This window comes from Pseudoalteromonas denitrificans DSM 6059, assembly GCF_900112265.1.
In the GTDB taxonomy this organism is placed as follows: domain Bacteria; phylum Pseudomonadota; class Gammaproteobacteria; order Enterobacterales; family Alteromonadaceae; genus Pseudoalteromonas; species Pseudoalteromonas denitrificans.
In genome coordinates, this window is record NZ_FOLO01000045.1 from 1 (window position 1) to 19679 (window position 19679).

Consider the following 19679-nt stretch of genomic DNA (forward strand, 5'->3'; position numbering starts at 1 on the left):
ACCCTAAAAATAAATGTATTCATGAACTTTTTGAGCAGCAGGCAAAAAATACACCTAATGCGACTGCAGTTGTCTTTAAAGATAAAAAATTGACCTATAAAGAGCTGAATGAAAAAGCAAACCAACTAGCACATTATTTAGTTGCACATCATCAAGTAAAAGCGGATACGCTTATTGGTTTGTGCATTACGCGCTCAATAGAAATGATGATAGGTATGCTAGGGATACTCAAAGCAGGGGGTGCTTATGTACCAATGGACCCTGATTATCCTAAAGCGCGTTTAGATTATATGTTGGAAGATGCAGGGTTAAATGTTGTATTAACTTTGTCGCATGTACAAAAGGAAGTGTCTTTTGGAAATGCACACGCGTTATGTCTCGATGGTTTAGGGCAAAAAGCGCCACACATACAGAGCGTATTTGATGATTTTGCGATAGATAACCTAGAGACGAGGGAGCTTGGGCTTAATTCAAGTCATTTGGCGTATGTGATTTACACGTCAGGCTCGACAGGAAACCCTAAAGGTGTATTAACACCTCATATTGCAGTGAGTAGATTGGTAATTAATCCGAACTTTATGCCATTGGATCAGGATACGGTCTTCTTACAAAGTGCGAATATTGCTTTTGATGCAGCAACGCTTGAGATTTGGGGGGGGTTACTCAATGGCGGTAAATGTATCCTTTATCCAGAAAGATATCTCGATATTAATAGATTAAATGAGATTATTGTAAGTGAACAGGTAAATGCACTTTGGTTAACGGCGGGATTATTTAGTGAGTGGAGCCGAGTAAGCGATAAAGCGACGACATTAAAATGGGTATTAGCAGGGGGTGATGTTCTGAATCCTGATGCTGTGATGCGAGTGCAAAAGATGTTGCCACAGGTTACTTTGATAAATGGTTATGGTCCAACAGAAAATACAACGTTTACATGTTGTTATCAAATACCAAAAGTCTTAGAAGGAGACAGTCCAATCGCAATAGGTCGTCCGTTATCAGGAGACCAAGTTGTTATCATGTCAGATGAGGGTAATTTGTTACCAATGGGCGCGACTGGCGAGTTATGTGTTGGTGGCGATGGGCTGGCAAGAGGGTATTTAAATAGCCCAGAATTAACGGCAGAGCGGTTTATTGATAATCCATATTATGATGAGAGTAAACCAAATAGTAGTAGACGCTTATATAAAACAGGAGATTTAGTAAGATACCTTAAGGATAGCAATATAGAGTTTATAGGGCGTATTGATGCACAAATAAAAATCAGAGGGTTCAGGGTTGAGCTGGGTGAAATAGAATATCAGATAAACCAAGATGAGCGGGTTGATTCGGCTTTAGTTGTAGCAAAAGAGACAAGTTCAGGAGGCAAGCAGCTGATTGGCTATGTTAAATTATCACTCATGCATGAGACAGCGGATGTTGAAAAGGCAGTGTTAGCACAGTTGGCAGAAATAAAAGGGAGTTTGCTTACTCGTATGCCAGATTATATGGTGCCGAGTGCATTTGTAAAAATAGAAGAATGGCCATTAACGGCAAATGGAAAAGTAGATAGGAAATCATTACCGCAAGCAGATGACAGTTTATTACAAGGAGAGTATGTAGGGCCACAAACGGATACGGAAAAAGCATTAGTCAATATTTGGTCAGGGTTACTGAATCTTGAAGCGGATAAAATCAGCACGACAGCTAACTTTTTTGAATTGGGTGGCGATTCTATTTTGTCTATTCAGTTAGTATCTCAAGCAAATCAATTGGGTATGCAGCTAACCGTTAAGCAACTGTTTGACAATCAGAATATTGCTGAATTAGCGACTAAAGTAACCTATGGGATGGCAGTAGAGGCTCCTCAAAATCCGATTAAAGGAGCGTTAAATTTATTGCCAATTCAGCAGGTGTTTTTTGAAGATGAAACCGACTTACATCATTTTAATCAATCGGTACTTTTAACAACTCCAGTGGGTTTCGAACCATTACATTTGAATAAATTGGTAACAGTATTATACCAACGTCATGATGCTTTACGTTTACGATTTGCATTGCAAGAAGGCAAATGGCAAGCTTTACATTGTCCGCTAGATCCGAAAATGGTAGAGCAAAGTATCAGTCACCTTTATCTTGATGATTCAGATTTTAGTAGTCTTGAAGATAAAGCAAATGAAATACAGAGAAGTTTAAATTTGTCTGAAGGCCCGATTTTACGTTTGGTACATGTAACAAATCAAGGTCAAGAAGGGCGTTTATTACTTATCGTACATCACTTAGTTATAGATGGTGTTTCATGGCGAATTTTACTGGAAGATGCTGAACGGTGGATGGCGGCGATACGTATGGGTAAGACATCGGTACTACCAGCTAAGACTTCATCTTTTCAACAATGGGGTGACTTCTTAACAGAATATGCTTTCAGTAATAAGTTGGCTGCTGAGAAGGGTTATTGGGCACGAATGAATGATATTTCAGTCAACGATTTACCTGAAGTGCCTTCCAAACTCACTGGAACTAGTGTAGAGAATTTTGGCTTAGATCAAAATTTAACAACTCAATTATTACAACAAGCAGGGCATACTTATCGTACCCAAATAAATGAGTTACTGCTTTGTAGTGTATTCATGGGATTTAATCAATGGTCAGGTAATAAAAGTATTAGAATCGCGCTGGAAGGGCATGGTCGTGAAGATTTAACGCCTTTACTGGATTTAAGTCAAACCGTGGGGTGGTTCACAAGTATTTATCCTTTGGTTTTAAGTTCAAAGAGTATGAATATACAGGAAGTAATTTGTTCCATTAAAGAGCAATACCGAGCGGTACCATGTCATGGTATCGGTTACGGTGTTTTACGTTATTTGACAAAAGATGAATCACTTATTGAGAGTCAAGCTATTGATATTGCTTTTAACTATCTTGGTCAATTTGACCAAGTGATCACGCAAGATAGTTATTTTGGTAGCGCAACAGAATCGCGCGGGTTAGAGGTTAGTCATGCTCGAAAAATAGACCATGGGATTACGCTTAATGGTGCTGTTACAGGTGGTACTCTGTCTTTTAATCTCAATTATGATTTAGCACGTTTTAGTGAAAAGAGTATGCAATCACTGGCGCAGTCTTTAGAGCAGGCTTTAAAAGATGTTATATCACATTGTTTAAGTCCTAACGCTGGACGTTTAACGATATCAGACTTTCCTTTGGCGAAAATGAATTTAATTCAATTGGATACATGGCAAGCTAAGTACGATATTGCAAATATTTACAAAGCGACACCAATGCAACAAGGCATGCTGTTTCACAGTTTACTGGATAAAAATGCGTATGTTACGCAAATAATGATGACACTTGAAGGTAATTTAAATACAGCTCTATTTAGAGAAGCTTGGCAAAGTGTTGTTGCAAGGCATGATATATTTAGAACCATTTTTGTAGGTGAAGACTCTGGAGAGATACAGCAGTTAGTATTGACTAAAGCAACACTTCCTTGGTCTGAATTTGATATGACTGAGTCAATACCTGAAGTACAACAACAGCTGATCCATGCTTATCGACAAAATGACTTAAGAAAAGGCTTTGAATTGACAATAGCGCCTTTGATGCGAATTACTCTGTGGTCTTTAGGCAATCACCAGCATCAATTATTGTGGAGCCATCATCATGCTTTAAATGATGGTTGGTGTTTATCTCTAGTCTTTGGTGAAGTTATTAAAGTCTATCAAAACCTTAAAGAAAACGAGAGAATTACTTTACCAGCAGTAATACCTTATAGAAATTATATAGCATGGTTAGCAGAGCAAGATGAGCAAGCGGCACGTGAATTTTGGCGAGCATCTTTGAGCGACATTGATGTTATGACGGCACTCCCATTAGAAAAAGACATTGGACAAGGGTGTTCAGGTTTAAATGAAATAGTAACAGTTTCTTCTGAGTTTACTGATGAGGAAACGAAATTGTTATCTCAGTTTGCTAGAAAAAACCAGTTAACAATGAATGTTTTAGTGCAGGCTGCTTGGGCATTTATTTTGTCTCGTTATAGTGGTGAAAATTCAGTTGTTTTTGGAACAACTGTATCTGGGCGTCCACCTGAGTTATTGGGTGTTGAGCAAATGGTGGGTCTTTTTATTAATACGGTTGCAGTTCGTATTGATATTGAAGGTAATATCAAACTAGGTGAATGGTTAACTAAGTTACATCATTCTCAAGTTACTCGAGATGAACATTGCTATTTATCTTTGAGTGAAGTGCAGCGATTAGCCAATTTATCGGGTAAGGGAGAATTATTTGATAGTTTGTTAGTTTTTGAAAACTACCCAGTTGATGATGCCTTAGAAGACAAAGTTGATCTGTCAGGCTTACAAGTTTCATCGATGGAAGCTTTCGATGACACTAACTTTGGTCTGATGGTAAAAGGGTCATTACGGGAGTTATTAACGCTCGATATTTCTTATAAAACGGCACGGTTTGATTCGGATGATATGAATATTTTGCTAGACCAAATGCATAGAGTATTAAAAGCTATGATTGAACAAGTTGAGCAGCCTGTCTGGAAGTTGCCGTTGCTCAGCTATGAAGAACAAAATTACTTAATCAAAGGTTTCGCCAATACTTCTAAAAATTATTTAGTTGAACAATGTATTCATCAAATTTTTGAAACTCAAGTTGAAAAAAGCCCTCATAAAATCGCATTAATTTTTAATGGCAAAAATCTCACTTATGAAGAGCTCAATAACCAATCCAATCAGCTAGCACAATATTTATCTGCTCAAGGGGTGAAACGCGGCAGTATTGTGGGTATTTGCATTGCGAGATCCATGGAGATGGTGATAAGTTTACTGGCGATATTAAAAACGGGCGCTGCATATGCACCGCTTGATCCCAGTTACCCTCAAGAACGTCTAGATTATATGATGGAAAATAGTGCAATAAAGCTATTAGTCACTCATTCCGATCTAAGTGCTGTATATGAAGGTAAACCTGTAAAGGCAATCAAGCTAGATGATGATAAAATAAAGCAAGCGTTGTCAGCACATAAAACTGAAAATTTACAGATCTCTAATGGACTATCACCTGATGATCTTGCTTTTGTGATTTATACTTCAGGCTCAACAGGTAGGCCTAAGGGAGTCATGCAAACGCACAGAACAATGGTTAATTTGGCTCAAGGTCAAATATTGGATGATGGTATGCATGGAGCATTACGTACATTACAGTTTGCACCTATCAGTTTTGATGCATCGATCCATGAAATGACGACTTGTTGGTTGACTGGAAGTGAATTATTTTTGATGAGTGAGCAAAGTAAGCAAAACCTTGTGACATTACCTGATATTTTGCACGATAATAAAATTGAACGATTATTTATCCCGCCAGCAGTTTTAAACTGGCTGAGTGAGGCTGTGAATGAGCGTGACCTACATCTTATTAATCTTAAAGAAATAGCGACTTCAGGTGAAGCTTTAGTGGTTTCCTCTGATTTGGCTGCGTTTTTAGAGCAACACCATCATTGCAAATTATGGAACTACTATGGACCAACAGAAACGCATGTTGCAACGATAGGCTTGGTTAATTCACCTAAGGCTGGTGATCTTCCATCTATTGGTAAACCAATTGAGAACGTGAGTTGTTATGTACTTGATAAGTACCTACAGTTAGCCCCTATGGGCACTTTAGGTGAACTTTGGGTTGGAGGCATGGCTGTTGCGAAAGGTTATATTAATCGACCTGAACTGACCGCTGAGCGTTTTATTGATGATCCTTTTAGTCAAAAATCAAGTGACAAACTCTATAAAACAGGAGATCTAGTACGTTATTTACCTGACGGAAATATAGAGTTTATCGGTCGTACTGATGACCAAGTTAAAATGAGAGGGTATCGTATTGAACTCAGTGAAATTGAACAGCAACTATTGTCCATAGATGCTGTTAAGCGGGCTGTTGTTTTGGTGCGAGAGGATGAACCTGGGCTTAAACATTTAGCTGCCTATGTAACGACAGACTTAGAAGATGATGGTGAGCTGATAACCAAAATGCAAGATCATGCTTATGCATCTTTACCTGAATTTATGGTGCCGACTTATTTTATGATTTTAGATGCACTCCCTTTGACTGCAAATGGGAAAGTTAATAAAAAAGCGTTACCAGTACCAGAGCGTGTCGTTTCACATGAAGTATATGTTGCACCAAAAACTGAAATCGAAAAGTCATTGGTTCAGGTTTGGTCACAATTACTGGGTCTGGACTCCGATAAGATTAGTATCACTGCCAATATTTTTGAGTTAGGGGCACATTCTTTATTAATGCTCAAAGCGATACACCAGATGAAAAAAGTGGGTATAGATAGTGATTTGAAAGCATTGTACGAAAGCAGTTGCATTCAGGAATTTGCAATGAATTATGGTCATAATCACCTGCCTATTGAGCAAGGATCTATTATAGCATTGAACAAGACAACAAATGGAAATCCACTTTATGTATTTCATCCATTTGGTGGCCGTTGTGATGGTTATCGAAAAATCGCACTTTCTTTGGAAGGGATTTGTCCTGTCATTGGTATTCAGGCACCTTTCAATTTTAATCATGAACTCAATTTTGATAACTTTTCTGAGCTGGGTGAGTTTTATAAAAGGGCAATTAAGCAGCATAGGCCTGAAGGTCCATATCAGTTATGTGGCTGGTCAGCTGGTGGCAATATTGCAGGTAAAGTTGCTGAGTTGATGCTTGCCCAGGGAGATGAAATAAGTTATCTCGCTATTTTGGATTCTCTGATGATTTTTCCGAATACAGACTTATCTGATTCTGAAAATTTGAGACAAGTACTTAAAAATGAACTCAATAGTGAAGAAGATACGTTATCGGGTATTTGCTTTACGGATAAGTTGGGTAAAGAATTTGAAAACAAGAGTCTGGATGAGCAGATAATAAATGCTGCGGAATTAATCCTTCAAAGCGATAAGGAAGTAGATTATGAGCCAGAGCAGATCAAAATAGGATTAAAGTTTGGAACACATTTGATGAAAACTAACTGGTCGGTAGCGCCTTTGAATATTTCGGGAAAATCGGTATTGTTTGCTGCAGAAGGGAACACAGAGCAAGAGAAAAAAAATATCCTGGAGGCTTGGCAAAAAACACTTTTATCTTCCGATGAAGTGATAACTGTTCCAGGTATTCACGGTAAGATGATGCATGGAGACTGTATTGAGAAAATAATTGACAAACTTGTTCTAGACATATCGCAATTTAACAACCAATTTATCCGTTTAGAACCGGAAGATGAAAAGGTTGTGTAGTGTCAACCTCGTTTAATTGTCTATTAAACTGATGTCATGACATTTACATTGTAAATTGTGGGGAGCTTTCCCACGATTTCTTTTTAAATAATGATAAATTAATAGACTTGGTGAGTAACTCTAGACAATAGTTTGAGGTATGGCATACCTCAAACTTACAGATTTTAACAAACTTTAACAAATTTACCCGTGCCTAATTCGGGGAATGTGATACTTTATTAATGTGGAATTTTTAAGCATTATAAGGAAAGATATGAAGCCGGTTATAAATTACAGTAAACTTGCAGTTATTATTGCAGCACTCCTTAGTGGTTCTTCATTAGCAAATGAAGTAACAACAGAGCGTATTGTTGTTCATGGTAAACGAAGTGATATTATGTCTCAAATTACTGAAGATGCTGAAAAGTTAACAGTCATGCCTGGCGCCATGGGAGACCCGCTTCAAGCCATATATGCCTTGCCTGGTGTTGTTGCTGCAGGTGGTTCAATGAGTCAACCTGCTGTCAGAGGATCAGCACCTAACGATAATTTATTTGAAGTGGATTTTATGCCTGCTGGATATATATTCCATGATTTTGGCACTTCAATTTTTAATCGTCACCTTATTCAAGACTTTCAATTATTTTCAGCGGCCTATGGTACGAGTTATTCTAATGCCACTGGTGCGGTTTTTGATGTGTCTCTTAGAAGTCCTAAATATCAAGATATAAAAACAACGCTTGATTTGTCCATGTTTAATGCTGGTATTTTTACGGAAGGTCAAATTACTGAAAATAGTGCATTTTACTTTTCGGCACGTAAAAGTACTTTGCCTCTTTTTGTTTCTACAGGTGAAGAGTTAGAAGATGAGGATGGTGAGCTAACTGGTATCGTAATAAATGATCCACCAGATGATCATGATTACCAAGGGAAATGGGTATGGGATGTTAATAATAATAATGTACTTACTTTTTCTTTTACTGGAGCAGAAGATAGCGCCGCAGCAAATTTTAATCAACGTGCGGAGCTTGCACTTAAAACACCTGAATATCAAGGTGATGCGGAATTTACACGCGGTTTTAATAGCCAAAGTGTAATATGGGACCATTATAATGATAATTTTAAAATAAAAGTGGGTATCGGCTCCTTAAGTCATACTGAGCGTCTTGAGTTTGGCAAGTCTGCGACACTTTCAGATGGGTTCTATAATGATACTACCAATAAGCAGATATCTTACAAAGCGAGGTTGAATTACAAACTTAATAATGAGCATCAATTTGTAATTGATGCAGCTTATTTTGATGCTGAAGTAGAAACAGATTATGATATTCTACAATATAACTGTACTGATATAGATCCAGATTGTGCATTGAATAAAGGTGATAGAATACAAGATAGTGTTGTACTTGATACTGACAATGCATTTGTTGGTATTAATCATGTGTGGAAAATTAATGAGTCTCTACAGTCCGATATAGGATTGCAATGGCAACACAATAAATATAATAAAGAAGATTTTGTGCACCCTAGAGTAGCATTGAGTTATTACATTTCAGATGATAGTACTGTTACTGCTAAATATGGTCAATATAACCGAATGCAGGATATAAGCACTATCACGCCAAAAATTGGTAATCCAGAGTTAAAATCACAATCGTCTAATCATGCAAGTTTGGGTTTTTCTCAATACTTAAATGATGAGTGGAGCTGGTCTATTGAAGGGTACTATAAAACAATGGATGATTTACCTTTAGCACTTAATGAGACTCAAATTGATAGTCATCTCAATTATGCAAATGATGTTGAAGGGAAGTCGTATGGTACAGATTTATTAATTAATAAAAATAAAACTGATAATTGGTATGGTTGGTTAGCAGTAAGTTATGCAAAAAGTGAACGAACAGATTTGCGAAAAAATACAACAAAAGATTATTATGCTGATACTCCATTAGTTGTGAACTTAGTTTTTAACTATCAAATAAATGAACGTTGGAATGGGGGTTTTAACTTTACTGCTAGAAGTGGTCAAGCTTATACGCCAATCGTTGGAGTAGTTGAAAATCCTGACTTTGAAGATCACTACTTACCAACTTATGGAGAGTCTTTTTCCGAGCGTTTTGATGTTTACCATAGGTTAGATATTCGCTTTGAACGTAAAACTGACTTTTTTGATTTAGATGCTACGATGATTTTTGAATTACGAAATGCTTATAATTCAGATAATGTCTCTTATATTGATCTTGATTATAAAAAAGTAAAATCAACAGATGATTTGATCATTGAAGAGAAAAGTGATGATTTTGGCATGTTACCTTCGATTGGTTTTAACGTTTCTTTTTAAGAGGCGTTAAATTACTTTAAAAAGTAAATTACAAAATAATATTTTATAGAAAAAACAATTAATTAACAATTAAGTATTGTTAATTAATTTAAGGATAAGAAATTTATGACTTTAATATCAAAAAAATTTAGAAATAGTGCTTTAGCTTTATCAATTGTTTTTACTGTTACGGGTTGCGGTGGCGGAAGTGATAAGGTTGATACACTTTTGGATGATTTAACACCTAAGGATAAATCTGCAAACATTACTTTCGTGAATGCATTAGATGAAATGGCTAGTTTTTATGTTCAAATTAGAGATTTGAATAGAGATGTATTTAGTGATGAAGATAAAGCGTCTGATATTGCTGTTAATGAAATAAGTTCACCATACAAGCATGCTTGGGGAGAAAGTTTAAATAATACAACTTTTGGTGTTCAAGATGCTAATAGCCAGACAAAAAAAGATACATTAAACCAAGAGTTAACAGCTGATTCTAATGTATTTGCTGTGGCTTGGTTATCAGGAACTGATTATCAACTTTCTGTGTTTGATAAACAAGCTTCCGATAAAGCGGATGTTTACAGTATTCGCGTTTTTGCTAACTCACAAATGAGTGTCAAAATAAATGATTCTGACCAGGTAGTTCAAACCACTGAAATTGGAAAAGTAACACAAAGGTTTGAAGTTAATAATTGTGAAACAGGGCTGAAAGTGAGCGGTAACTATATTGATTTATGTACACTTGATTTGGGAAAATCTTATCTTGTCGTTGCTGATACAAATGGTAAAAGAGTGCTTATACAGGAATAATTTATTAAATTAATCATATACTGAGGAGTATCAGTATATAGATCTTATAAAGCCCGTTAATAACGGGCTTTATAAGATCTCAGGCTCTAACTTAAAGATGGTTTACTTATTAATCACTTTGGTGTCGTGAGGAGTTTTTTAGGCGGATTTATATATGGTATCAATGCGCTTTCTTTTTTTAAGTGAGTTTAAAAAACCATGTTTCGAATAAACGAAAGTAAAAAGAAATGCTCAGCTAATTGCGAGAATAAAATTGACATGTTATTGTTCAACTATAATTTATTTTGTTTATTTATCAGACGAGATAATTTGTTATAAAAGATGTGTTTTATAACAATTTTTTACCATTCTAATTATAAAAAATACTGATTGTCATGAGATGACCTAATCGTTATCAATTTGACACGTGGTAACGCAATTATTATCAAGTGGATATTTAGCTGAATATAAAGTAATTTCACATATTAATAATTGACCTATTATAAGAGTATTTAATATACAAGTTAGTAAAACCGCCTCAATAATAATTTTTATAAATTTGAGCTGAGGTCAGCAAGTTATATCCTAGATCTAAAAGGCATTATTATGGAAGTAATTGAAAGAGAACATTTTGATGAAAAAGAATTCAGAGAAAAGTTTCTTAATCGTAAAGTTGTTGTTTATCGGGGGGGAATTAAAAGCTGGCCAGCTATCAAAAATTGGAACCCAGACTATTTTTCAAAAATGTGCCCCGATATTTCTATAGCAACAAAAAGGTTTGAGTCTGATGGAGTTAAAATTGAAAACTCAACCATGGCACATTATGTTGAAAGCATGAAATCCTTTAAAAAATCTCAGGATGAAGGTTCTACAGAAATTGGACCATATTGCCATGATATCCCTATTTTTTTACAAGCTGAACATTTGCGTAAAGATGTTGGACAGTTTCCAATAAATGTTATTCCTAAATGGTATAGAAAAAATTGGTGGCAATATGTTCAGTTTTTTATGTCATCTGCAGGAAGTGTTACACCATTACATTTTGATACTTTACTCACAAATAATATTTTTTTTCAAATCCAGGGAAGAAAATGTTTTACAGTAATGGACTTTTCAGACAGTAAATATTGCTCCCGAAAATCATGGCGTTGGTATGACATTGATCCAGAGTCACCAGATTTAATGAAACATCCTGATTATTCTAAAGCGACTCCTAAACAGGTTGAGATAAACTCTGGAGATTTATTTTATATGCCATCAGGTACATTACACCATGTTCGAAGTCTTGATGACTGTATTTCTTTTAATATTGATTTTCATAATATTCATAGTTTAACACGGGCATTCACAGCCATCCCCAAAGGAATGCCAAGCATTAATGTTTATTATAATATGATCTGTTTTCTTGGGGTTGTACTAGGAGTTCCGGCAAAAAAATTATTTTCAAGATATAAACCTTACCTTAACTATGTATCTTAAAAAATTGTGGTGATTAACCTTGTATAGTGTCTTCAATATAAGGTTAAGCGCATTGTTTAGTCTAATTCTATTAAATTATGTTTTTTACTCACGTGTGAGATCTTGGCAGTAATAAACCTTTAATTATGATTTTTGTCATTTTTAAGAGTCTTAACCTTTTTTAAATCAAGTAATAAAGCTTAATTTACATATAATTCCATCAGTCATATCTTGAATAGAAATGTTACATATAAAAAATAGAGTAAAATAAATTATTTGTGTACTGTTAAGGGAACGAAAAAAGAGGCATAATTTTTAGTATTCTATTTGTAACACTATAGCTTAAATTTCAATTGTCCCTATTCACTTTTCACGCTTCAGAGGCATAACCCGTTTATGTTTGAGCGATATGTAATTACAAGGAAAAATATGTCAAAATTTAACGATGAGTCTCGTTTTATGCATTCCCCAATCATCCATATGACTTATAAAGATAATAATTGTGAAGGAATATTAAGTGATTATAATGATGGGAAATTACAAATATCATTTTCTGAAAAAATAGATTTAGTTGAAAATGATGAAATACAACAGCTCTTCGTGAATAAAAAAGATGTTTCTTTTAGCTTAGAAAAACTCAAAGTTGTAAAATGCAATGTGCATCCTGTTACTAAATTGACAGAAATATCAGTTAAAACAACATGCGGTGATAGCATAAGTAGAATGCGCAAAATACTCAATGATGTGGTTAAAGAAAAATCTAGCATTAAAACAAAAAATTTAAGGAAAATCCCTGCATCTTCAGGGGCAGCGCATTATGAAAGTACAGCAATTAAAGCGCGATTAGACTGGTGTAAAAGTGTTTCAGGCTCAAATTTTAATAAAATATCTGATAATCATTTTAATGCTCAATCACTTGCTGGGAATATAGAAAATTATATTGGTGCTGTTCAAATCCCTATCGGTTTAGCGGGTCCTGTCAGGGTTAATGGTAAATATGCTGATGGTTACATTCCAGTACCTATAGCAACAACGGAAGGGTGTTTAGTTAGTTCGATTTGTAGGGGAGCAAAAGCCTGTGATTTATCTGGAGGAATTGAGGTTCATGTTGCAGAACAAAACATGGTTCGTGCTCCAGTATTTTTATGTGAAACGATGCAAGGAGCGGTAAATTTACAAGCTTGGGTTGTTGAACATCATGCACTATTAGTAAAAAAAGCCGAAAGTGTTTCCTCTGTGGCAAAGCTTGTGAGGATTGAACCGCTCATATTTGGCGACAGCTTGCATTTAAGGTTTTGTTATCATACGGGTGATGCTGCTGGGCAAAATATGACCTCTGCTGCAACTTGGTTTGCTTGTGAGTGGATGGAAAAACAAATCAGTAAAAGACCTGATATTCAATATTTAAAGTATTTAATTGAAGGAAACATGTCGGGAGATAAAAAAGCAAATGCATTAAGTTTGACTAAAGGGAGGGGCATTAGTGTAACGGCGCGATGTTTTATACCTGACACAGTACTGCGTCGAATTTTGCATTTAAATTCTGATGAATTGGTCAACGGTTGGCATCAAGGTGAGATAGGTGCTTCAGCCGCAGGAATGTTGGGATCAAATGTGAACTTTGCTAATGTGATAGCAGGTATTTTTACTGCAACTGGTCAAGATATCGCTTGTGTACATGAATCAGCTATTGGTGTCTTTAAAATTCGCAAAGAAAATAAAGGCGCGGTAGTGTCATTATATTTGCCTTCATTGGTGATAGGAACGGTAGGAGGAGGAACTGCTTTACCCTCACAAAATGAGAGCCTTGCTTTAATGGGGTGTGCGGGCAGTGGAAAAGTAAAACGTTTTGCCGAAATTATTGCTGCAACATGTTTGAGTCTTGATATTTCTACAGTTGCAGCCATTATCACTAATGAATTTGTACAGGCTCATGAACGCTTGGGAAGAAATCGTCCTGCAGATAAGTTAACTAAAAATTATATTGATCTTAAATTTTTAAACAACTTAATGTCCGATAAAATAAGGTCTGAAAAAGAAAATTTAATATCCAATATATTGTCACTTGATCTAGATAGTAACTCAGGTATCGTAAATACGTTGACGTCTGAAGAAAATCCTTTATATGGTATTCATCGTTATTTACTGAGTCAAAACCATGAAAATACAATCAATAAATTAGCGGTAGTGCTAAAAGTAAAGCCTCCCTCTGAAGAAATTATCCTAACCGGCGCTAAAATTGCTCGCATGTCTGGTGAAGATACTTTGTCTGGTTTATATGAAGCTCAATCTTCTATTTTTGGATTTGAAGGTAGCCATATTCGAGAGCTTGATCTTTATAACACTATGGATAACAGCATACTTCAATACTGCCCTAAAATTTATGGCTTGAAAGCAGATGAGAAAATGCAAATGTTCACAGTAATGATGGAAGACTTAAGCCATTGTTCGCATATTAATACAATTAATACCCCCTCAGCGTGGCAGCCTGAACATATTTATGCCGTATTGGACGGGTTGGCTGATATGCATAAAACGTATTTGGATAATAAAGCGTCATTACCGGATGTTTGCTCTGCTTTTGATAAGCAAAGAGTGTTGGATGCCAGTGAGTTACTAAATAACATGACACGTTATAATAATGAGCGTTTTAACGGTTTATTTTCAAAAAAATTAATGGATATTCTTGATGACTTTTTAAATCCATCGTCAAACTATTTAACTGATATGGCTCAATTTCCAATGACACTGACGCATAATGATTTTAATACCAGAAATATTGCGCTGCGTATAAAAAATTCTAAAAAAGCTGACAATAGCCATGATTATCAATTGGTAACTTATGACTGGGAATTGGCATGTTATCAAAATCCGCAACGAGACTTGGTTGAATTTTTAATTTATGCATTGCCTGTTATCACAGAACCTGAAAGCTATCAGTGTTATGTTAATTATTATATTGAAAAACTAGAAGAAAATACCGGAAAGGACTTTGACCGAGTGCAGTTCTATCGTGTTCTTTTGGCTAACGGACTTTATATGGCGATTACCCGCTTTAACCTTTATTTAATGGCGCATAATGTTCTTAAACTGGAATTTATTGAGCGAGTATTCTCTAATTTGTCAGCATTAATATTGGTAGAGCACGAACAACAAAATAGCAATAAAAGGAAATAGCCATGAATCAAAATTTAGCGGAAAAAACATTTCCTTTAGCGCATTGGATATACCCACTTTCAGATGACTTTGAACTCACTTTTTCAGATGTTGGTGCTAAAGCTATGCGATTGCATGAATTATTGAAACAGGGGTATCCAGTCCCTAGAGGAGTCGTTATTTCTTCGCAAGCTTTCCATGATTTTTGCGACTACAATCATATTGAGTTGGTGAGTACTCACTCTAAAGGTGTTGAAGATAGTGGGGAGGGAATTCAAAAAGCAATAAAGTCAGGTGGTTTTAGTCCTCAAGTCATGGAAGATATCACTAAGGCAGTAAGTAGTTTGCCTTATCAGCAGGTTGCAGTACGTTCTTCGTCTGCTGCTGAAGATGGTAATGAGCACTCAATGGCTGGCCAGTTTGATACATATTTAGAAGTAGATAAAAATAGCGTTGCAGATCGTATTAAAGATTGTTGGGCTAGTATGTTTAACCCAGCTGTTTTAGCCTATTATCAACGCAATAAGCTCAGTATTAACTTACAAATGGGGGTCGTAATACAAGAACAAATTGATGCCATTTACGCAGGTGTTTTATTTAGTTTGGATCCACTGACCAAATCAACCGATAAAATAGTGATTGAGTGGGTGGAAGGTTTGGGTGAAGCGTTAGTTTCTGGAGAGGTTACACCTAATCAAATTAAAGTTAATCGTGTATCCAAAGTTTTAGATGCTCAGTTGGCGTCTAAACTAACGTCAGGGTTAACAGACTTGGTAGATTTGTCACTAAAAGCAGAGAAAAGCTATGGTCACCCAGTTGATATTGAATGGTGTATAGATTCAGAAGGATTAAAGCTACTTCAAATTCGTCCTATAACGGCTTTGAATACTGGTACTGGTATTGCGTGGACTAGTGTAAATATGTCTGAAAACTTTCCTAACCCATTGACACCTTTCACTTGGTCTATTGCAGAGCGATTTTATAACCTGTATATGAGTAATATATTGCGAATGTTTGGTTGGAAAGAACAAGAATTACAACGCGCTGATAATGCTGTAGGCAATCTGAGTGGGATACAAGCTGGACGTATTTATTACAACTTAAATAACTGGTATCAAGTATTAAATTTTTTTCCCATTGGTAGTACGTTACAAAAATATCTAAATAATTATATTGGTCAAAATATCCCATTCACATTTAAATCAGATTCAAACTTTGGCTGGGTTACTGATAAGTGGAAAAACCCATTGAATAATATAGGTTTTTTTGGAAGGTTAAGTGCTGTACTCATTAGAGGAAAGGTACACGTTAGTAAACTGGAAACACATTTTTATAATAATAGAGACAAATGGCGCAGTACACCTTATAAACAGCAATCGTTGAGTGAACTGCAAATAAAGTTAGAAAATATTTTTACACAATTTGGTTATAAAGAGCTTCACCGATTGGCTATTGCAGATATCACGGTTTTACTTTTTCCAGGTTTATTAAATCAGTTAACTAAAAGTTGGTTTCCTACTCAAAGTGAATCACCTGAACAAATCACGAAAGATTTGTTAATTGGGTTAGAACTTAAATCTATGGAGCCTTCAATTTTGATTGAGCGCATGGCGACTGAAATAATGGTGACGCAAGCGCAGAGTTATTTAGATAATGATGACTACGTCAAAATTTATGAATATTTACCTATCAATTTAAAAAAACTGTTTGATGACTTTATGTATCGATTTGGCGGACGGTGTTATTTAGAGTGCATGTTAGTGCATCCAACCTTTGAAGAGCGTCATGACTTATTTTGGCAATTGATAAAAAAATATCAAAAAAATACTAAAGCAAGCATTGCTGAGAATCACAAAAAAGAAGTGGCTAAACGTGAGGTCTTTACTCATAAATTAATAAAAGATTTACCACAGGCTAAAAAAACATTGTATAAAATGGCCATAAAACTGGCTCAAAGAGGTATTAAATTAAGAGAACAAGCTCGCATGATACAAAGTTTGATGTTTGGTGAAATACGTTTGATCACTTTACAGATTGGTGAAAGATTGATGCAAAAGCAGTATTTTACATCCGCTGAAGATGTATTTTATTTATCATCTGCAGAAGTTGCAGATATTGTTAATGGTAAATGTCAGTTTCCAGAGCAGATCATGGAAACAATTAAAATGCGTAAAGAACAACATCAGCGATATGAAAAACAAGACCCGCCAGAATTTTTCTTTCTAGATAAAGGAGAGCATTTAAAAGTTGTTAATAATGACTTAACAAATTTAGATAGCTCTCAATTAAAAGGTTTAGGTGTGTCTGGTGGTAAAGTGACAGGAACAGTAAAAATAATACTTGATCCGGTAGCAGATAACAGATTAGAGCCTGGGGATATACTTGTTACTCGAAGTACAGATCCTGGTTGGACGCCATTACTTCTGGTTGCAGGTGGTATCGTATTGGAAAAAGGAGGCTTGTTATCACATGGTGCCATTGTTTCTAGGGAGTTTGGCATTCCTGCTATTGTTGCTGTTGAAGGTGCAATTCAGAAACTAAAAGATGGAACAAAAATAGCCATTGATGGTGATACTGGCATGATAGAGTGTATTAAATAGATGCTTTGTACATTGCTGTTATTTGTACAAGAACGTTACACATTAAAAGCGGCTATACCACTTGCTTTATTATTAAGTCTGGGGCCGTTAAGTGTTATGAGTGTTAACGCACTTGTTGCTATTGTTGTGACTGGTTGGGTATTTTTAGTATTACTGATACTGAGAATAGTCGACGATATAACCTCAATTGAGGAAGATAAGCAAAGGAAACCCAAACGTAAACTTGTAAATGGAAGCATATCGCCAAAATTACTTCAGTTGAACTTATTGTGGTTGGTGTTATTTGTAGTATTTATTGGCGTTTTTCTAGATGTTTTTTGGCTAACAGTTGGGTTATTAATTTTCTATTTTTTTTACTTTTTAATAATTAAACCACTTAAATATATTCTATTAGATGCCTATTTAATTAATGTCGTTTTCTTTTTTATTCCTGTATTGGCTGTAAGTGATGTAAACGATAGCGCCATTTATTCTATCATTAGTATGGCTTTTTTTTATTGGTCATCAGCTATTGCACATGACTTTGCCCACAGTGTAGAGAGTAAAATTAAAACTAAACTTCATTGGCATGCAGTTTTTGTATATCTCATAAGTTTTTGCATCGGTATCAGTTTGGCTTTTAAAATTGAGTCATCAGTTATTTTTTTAGGAATACTAACTGGGGGCTTTACTTATATATGTTTGTTATTAATTCGACTGATAAAGTGGCCTAATGAAAAATCAGCTAAGGCTTTTTACATTGCAGGTTATTTATACTTTCTAATACCGGCAGCTGCTTTATTTATAGAAAACAAACTAATGAGTTATTAAAAAAATTATTATAGGAACTAGCAAAAATGAATGTAGAGATCAGTAGTATATTACAAAACGCTAATTCAATAGGGTTAATTCTTTATTTAATTTTGCCGATTATTTTAGCTGGTACGTTAAATATGCTTTTTGTAAAGTCTCGCCTGTTTTCACGAATACATGTACCTATGGATGCAGGAAAGTGTTTGTCAGATGGACAGCCTATATTTGGTGCAAATAAAACTTGGAAGGGATTTTGGGGCATGATTTTTTTTTGTGCCCTATGTTTTTTTGTTTTTGGTCTTATAGCACAAAATAACTTAACAGCCCGAGAATTATCACTTATTCCTTATGAATCATATAACTATAGTCAGTTGGTTTTGTTTGGTGCATTATGGGGCTTGGGTTATGTTTTGTTTGAATTACCTAATAGCTTTATTAAAAGAAGAATCAATATCGCACCAGGAAAAGGAGGCAAAAAACTCAGTGGTATTATTTTCAATTTTGTAGATCAAGCTGACTCTGCACTTGGTTGTGTCATATTTTTATTGATTTTTTATACCCCTTCATTCGCATTATGGTTCAGTATTTTCATAGTTGCTACCGCGGTACACTATTTGATGAATATCTTGCTCTATGTCTTGCGTCTTAAATCTAGCCCATGGTAAACCACAAGGAAATAAATATGTTTATAGGATTGATTAATCCACCGACAATAGTGACTTTTTTAGGGCTACTGCTTGGGGTACTTTCAATAAATTTTGCGCTACAGCAAGAATTTTCACTGGCGATAATTTGTTTTATATATGCAGGTATTTGTGATTTATTTGATGGGCTAATTGCTCGTAAAGTAAAAATGAGTGATAACGAAAAATTATTTGGTGTACAAATAGATAGCATGGTTGATATGGCTTGTTTTGGTATTGTACCTGTAATTCTTGCAATACAATTTGGTATGAATAATCAGATAATTGATATCATTATTCTAAGCTTTTTTGTGAGTTCAGCTGCAATGCGTTTAGCTTATTTTAATGTATTTGGATTAGAAGAACATAATGGGAAAGCTTATTATTCTGGTTTACCTGTTACGTTTGTTGCGCTATTACTACCATTAGTATATTTATTTAGTTATTTCTTGGATAGCATTCAAATGGAGTGGCTTTTGAGAGGGAGTTATTTTGTTATTGCAATGTTATTTATATTAAATATTCCTATTCCCAAACCTAAAGGTATATTTTATTTGATATTTCCATTTATCGCGATTTTTTTAACATTCAGTTATTTATTATTATCGCGTTAGGAAATAATTTAAGG

9 protein-coding genes are annotated in these 19679 nt (G+C 35.2%); all 9 read left to right on the forward strand.

Features of this window, described 5'->3' with window-relative positions; genetic code table 11:
- Positions 1 to 17 precede the first annotated feature (17 nt).
- The 9 genes from BM088_RS20015 to BM088_RS20055 all read left to right on the forward strand — a co-directional run bounded on the left by BM088_RS20015 (position 18) and on the right by BM088_RS20055 (position 19665).
- On the forward strand, positions 18 to 7271 hold the full coding sequence (locus BM088_RS20015) for a non-ribosomal peptide synthetase (protein ID WP_245763875.1): 7254 nt from the start codon (positions 18 to 20) through the stop codon (positions 7269 to 7271).
- Between the two features lie 253 nt (positions 7272 to 7524).
- Complete coding sequence (locus BM088_RS20020) at positions 7525 to 9591, forward strand: TonB-dependent receptor plug domain-containing protein (RefSeq protein WP_091988907.1); 2067 nt, start codon at positions 7525 to 7527, stop codon at positions 9589 to 9591.
- A 105-nt stretch (positions 9592 to 9696) separates the two neighbouring features.
- A complete protein-coding gene (locus BM088_RS20025) occupies positions 9697 to 10383 on the forward strand; it encodes a hypothetical protein (RefSeq protein WP_091988912.1) in 687 nt (228 codons plus the stop codon).
- Positions 10384 to 10968: 585 nt separating this feature from the next.
- Entirely contained in the window at positions 10969 to 11841 is an 873-nt protein-coding gene (locus tag BM088_RS20030; protein ID WP_091988915.1) for a cupin-like domain-containing protein, read from the forward strand.
- A 408-nt stretch (positions 11842 to 12249) separates the two neighbouring features.
- Positions 12250 to 14997 carry a hypothetical protein gene (locus BM088_RS20035; RefSeq protein WP_177208110.1) on the forward strand — a complete coding sequence of 916 codons (2748 nt, stop codon included), beginning with the start codon at positions 12250 to 12252 and terminating at the stop codon, positions 14995 to 14997.
- Between the two features lie 2 nt (positions 14998 to 14999).
- Positions 15000 to 17576, forward strand: a complete 2577-nt coding sequence (locus BM088_RS20040) for a PEP/pyruvate-binding domain-containing protein (RefSeq protein WP_091988920.1) — start codon at positions 15000 to 15002, stop codon at positions 17574 to 17576.
- Positions 17577 to 18386, forward strand: a complete 810-nt coding sequence (locus tag BM088_RS20045; RefSeq protein ID WP_091988923.1) for a UbiA family prenyltransferase — start codon at positions 17577 to 17579, stop codon at positions 18384 to 18386.
- 26 nt (positions 18387 to 18412) lie between these two features.
- Complete coding sequence (locus BM088_RS20050; protein ID WP_091988926.1) at positions 18413 to 19033, forward strand: CDP-archaeol synthase; 621 nt, start codon at positions 18413 to 18415, stop codon at positions 19031 to 19033.
- Between the two features lie 17 nt (positions 19034 to 19050).
- Positions 19051 to 19665, forward strand: a complete 615-nt coding sequence (locus tag BM088_RS20055) for a CDP-alcohol phosphatidyltransferase family protein (RefSeq protein ID WP_177208111.1) — start codon at positions 19051 to 19053, stop codon at positions 19663 to 19665.
- The last annotated feature ends 14 nt before the right edge of the window (positions 19666 to 19679 follow it).

What these genes read in the sequence shown, in the direction of transcription:
- BM088_RS20020 (WP_091988907.1), top strand. Translation starts at nt 7,525, where the DNA reads ATGAAGCCGGTTATAAATTACAGTAAACTTGCAGTTATTATTGCAGCA.
- BM088_RS20025 (WP_091988912.1), top strand. Translation starts at nt 9,697, where the DNA reads ATGACTTTAATATCAAAAAAATTTAGAAATAGTGCTTTAGCTTTATCA.
- BM088_RS20030 (WP_091988915.1), top strand. Translation starts at nt 10,969, where the DNA reads ATGGAAGTAATTGAAAGAGAACATTTTGATGAAAAAGAATTCAGAGAA.
- BM088_RS20035 (WP_177208110.1), top strand. Translation starts at nt 12,250, where the DNA reads ATGTCAAAATTTAACGATGAGTCTCGTTTTATGCATTCCCCAATCATC.
- BM088_RS20040 (WP_091988920.1), top strand. Translation starts at nt 15,000, where the DNA reads ATGAATCAAAATTTAGCGGAAAAAACATTTCCTTTAGCGCATTGGATA.
- BM088_RS20045 (WP_091988923.1), top strand. Translation starts at nt 17,577, where the DNA reads ATGCTTTGTACATTGCTGTTATTTGTACAAGAACGTTACACATTAAAA.
- BM088_RS20050 (WP_091988926.1), top strand. Translation starts at nt 18,413, where the DNA reads ATGAATGTAGAGATCAGTAGTATATTACAAAACGCTAATTCAATAGGG.
- BM088_RS20055 (WP_177208111.1), top strand. Translation starts at nt 19,051, where the DNA reads ATGTTTATAGGATTGATTAATCCACCGACAATAGTGACTTTTTTAGGG.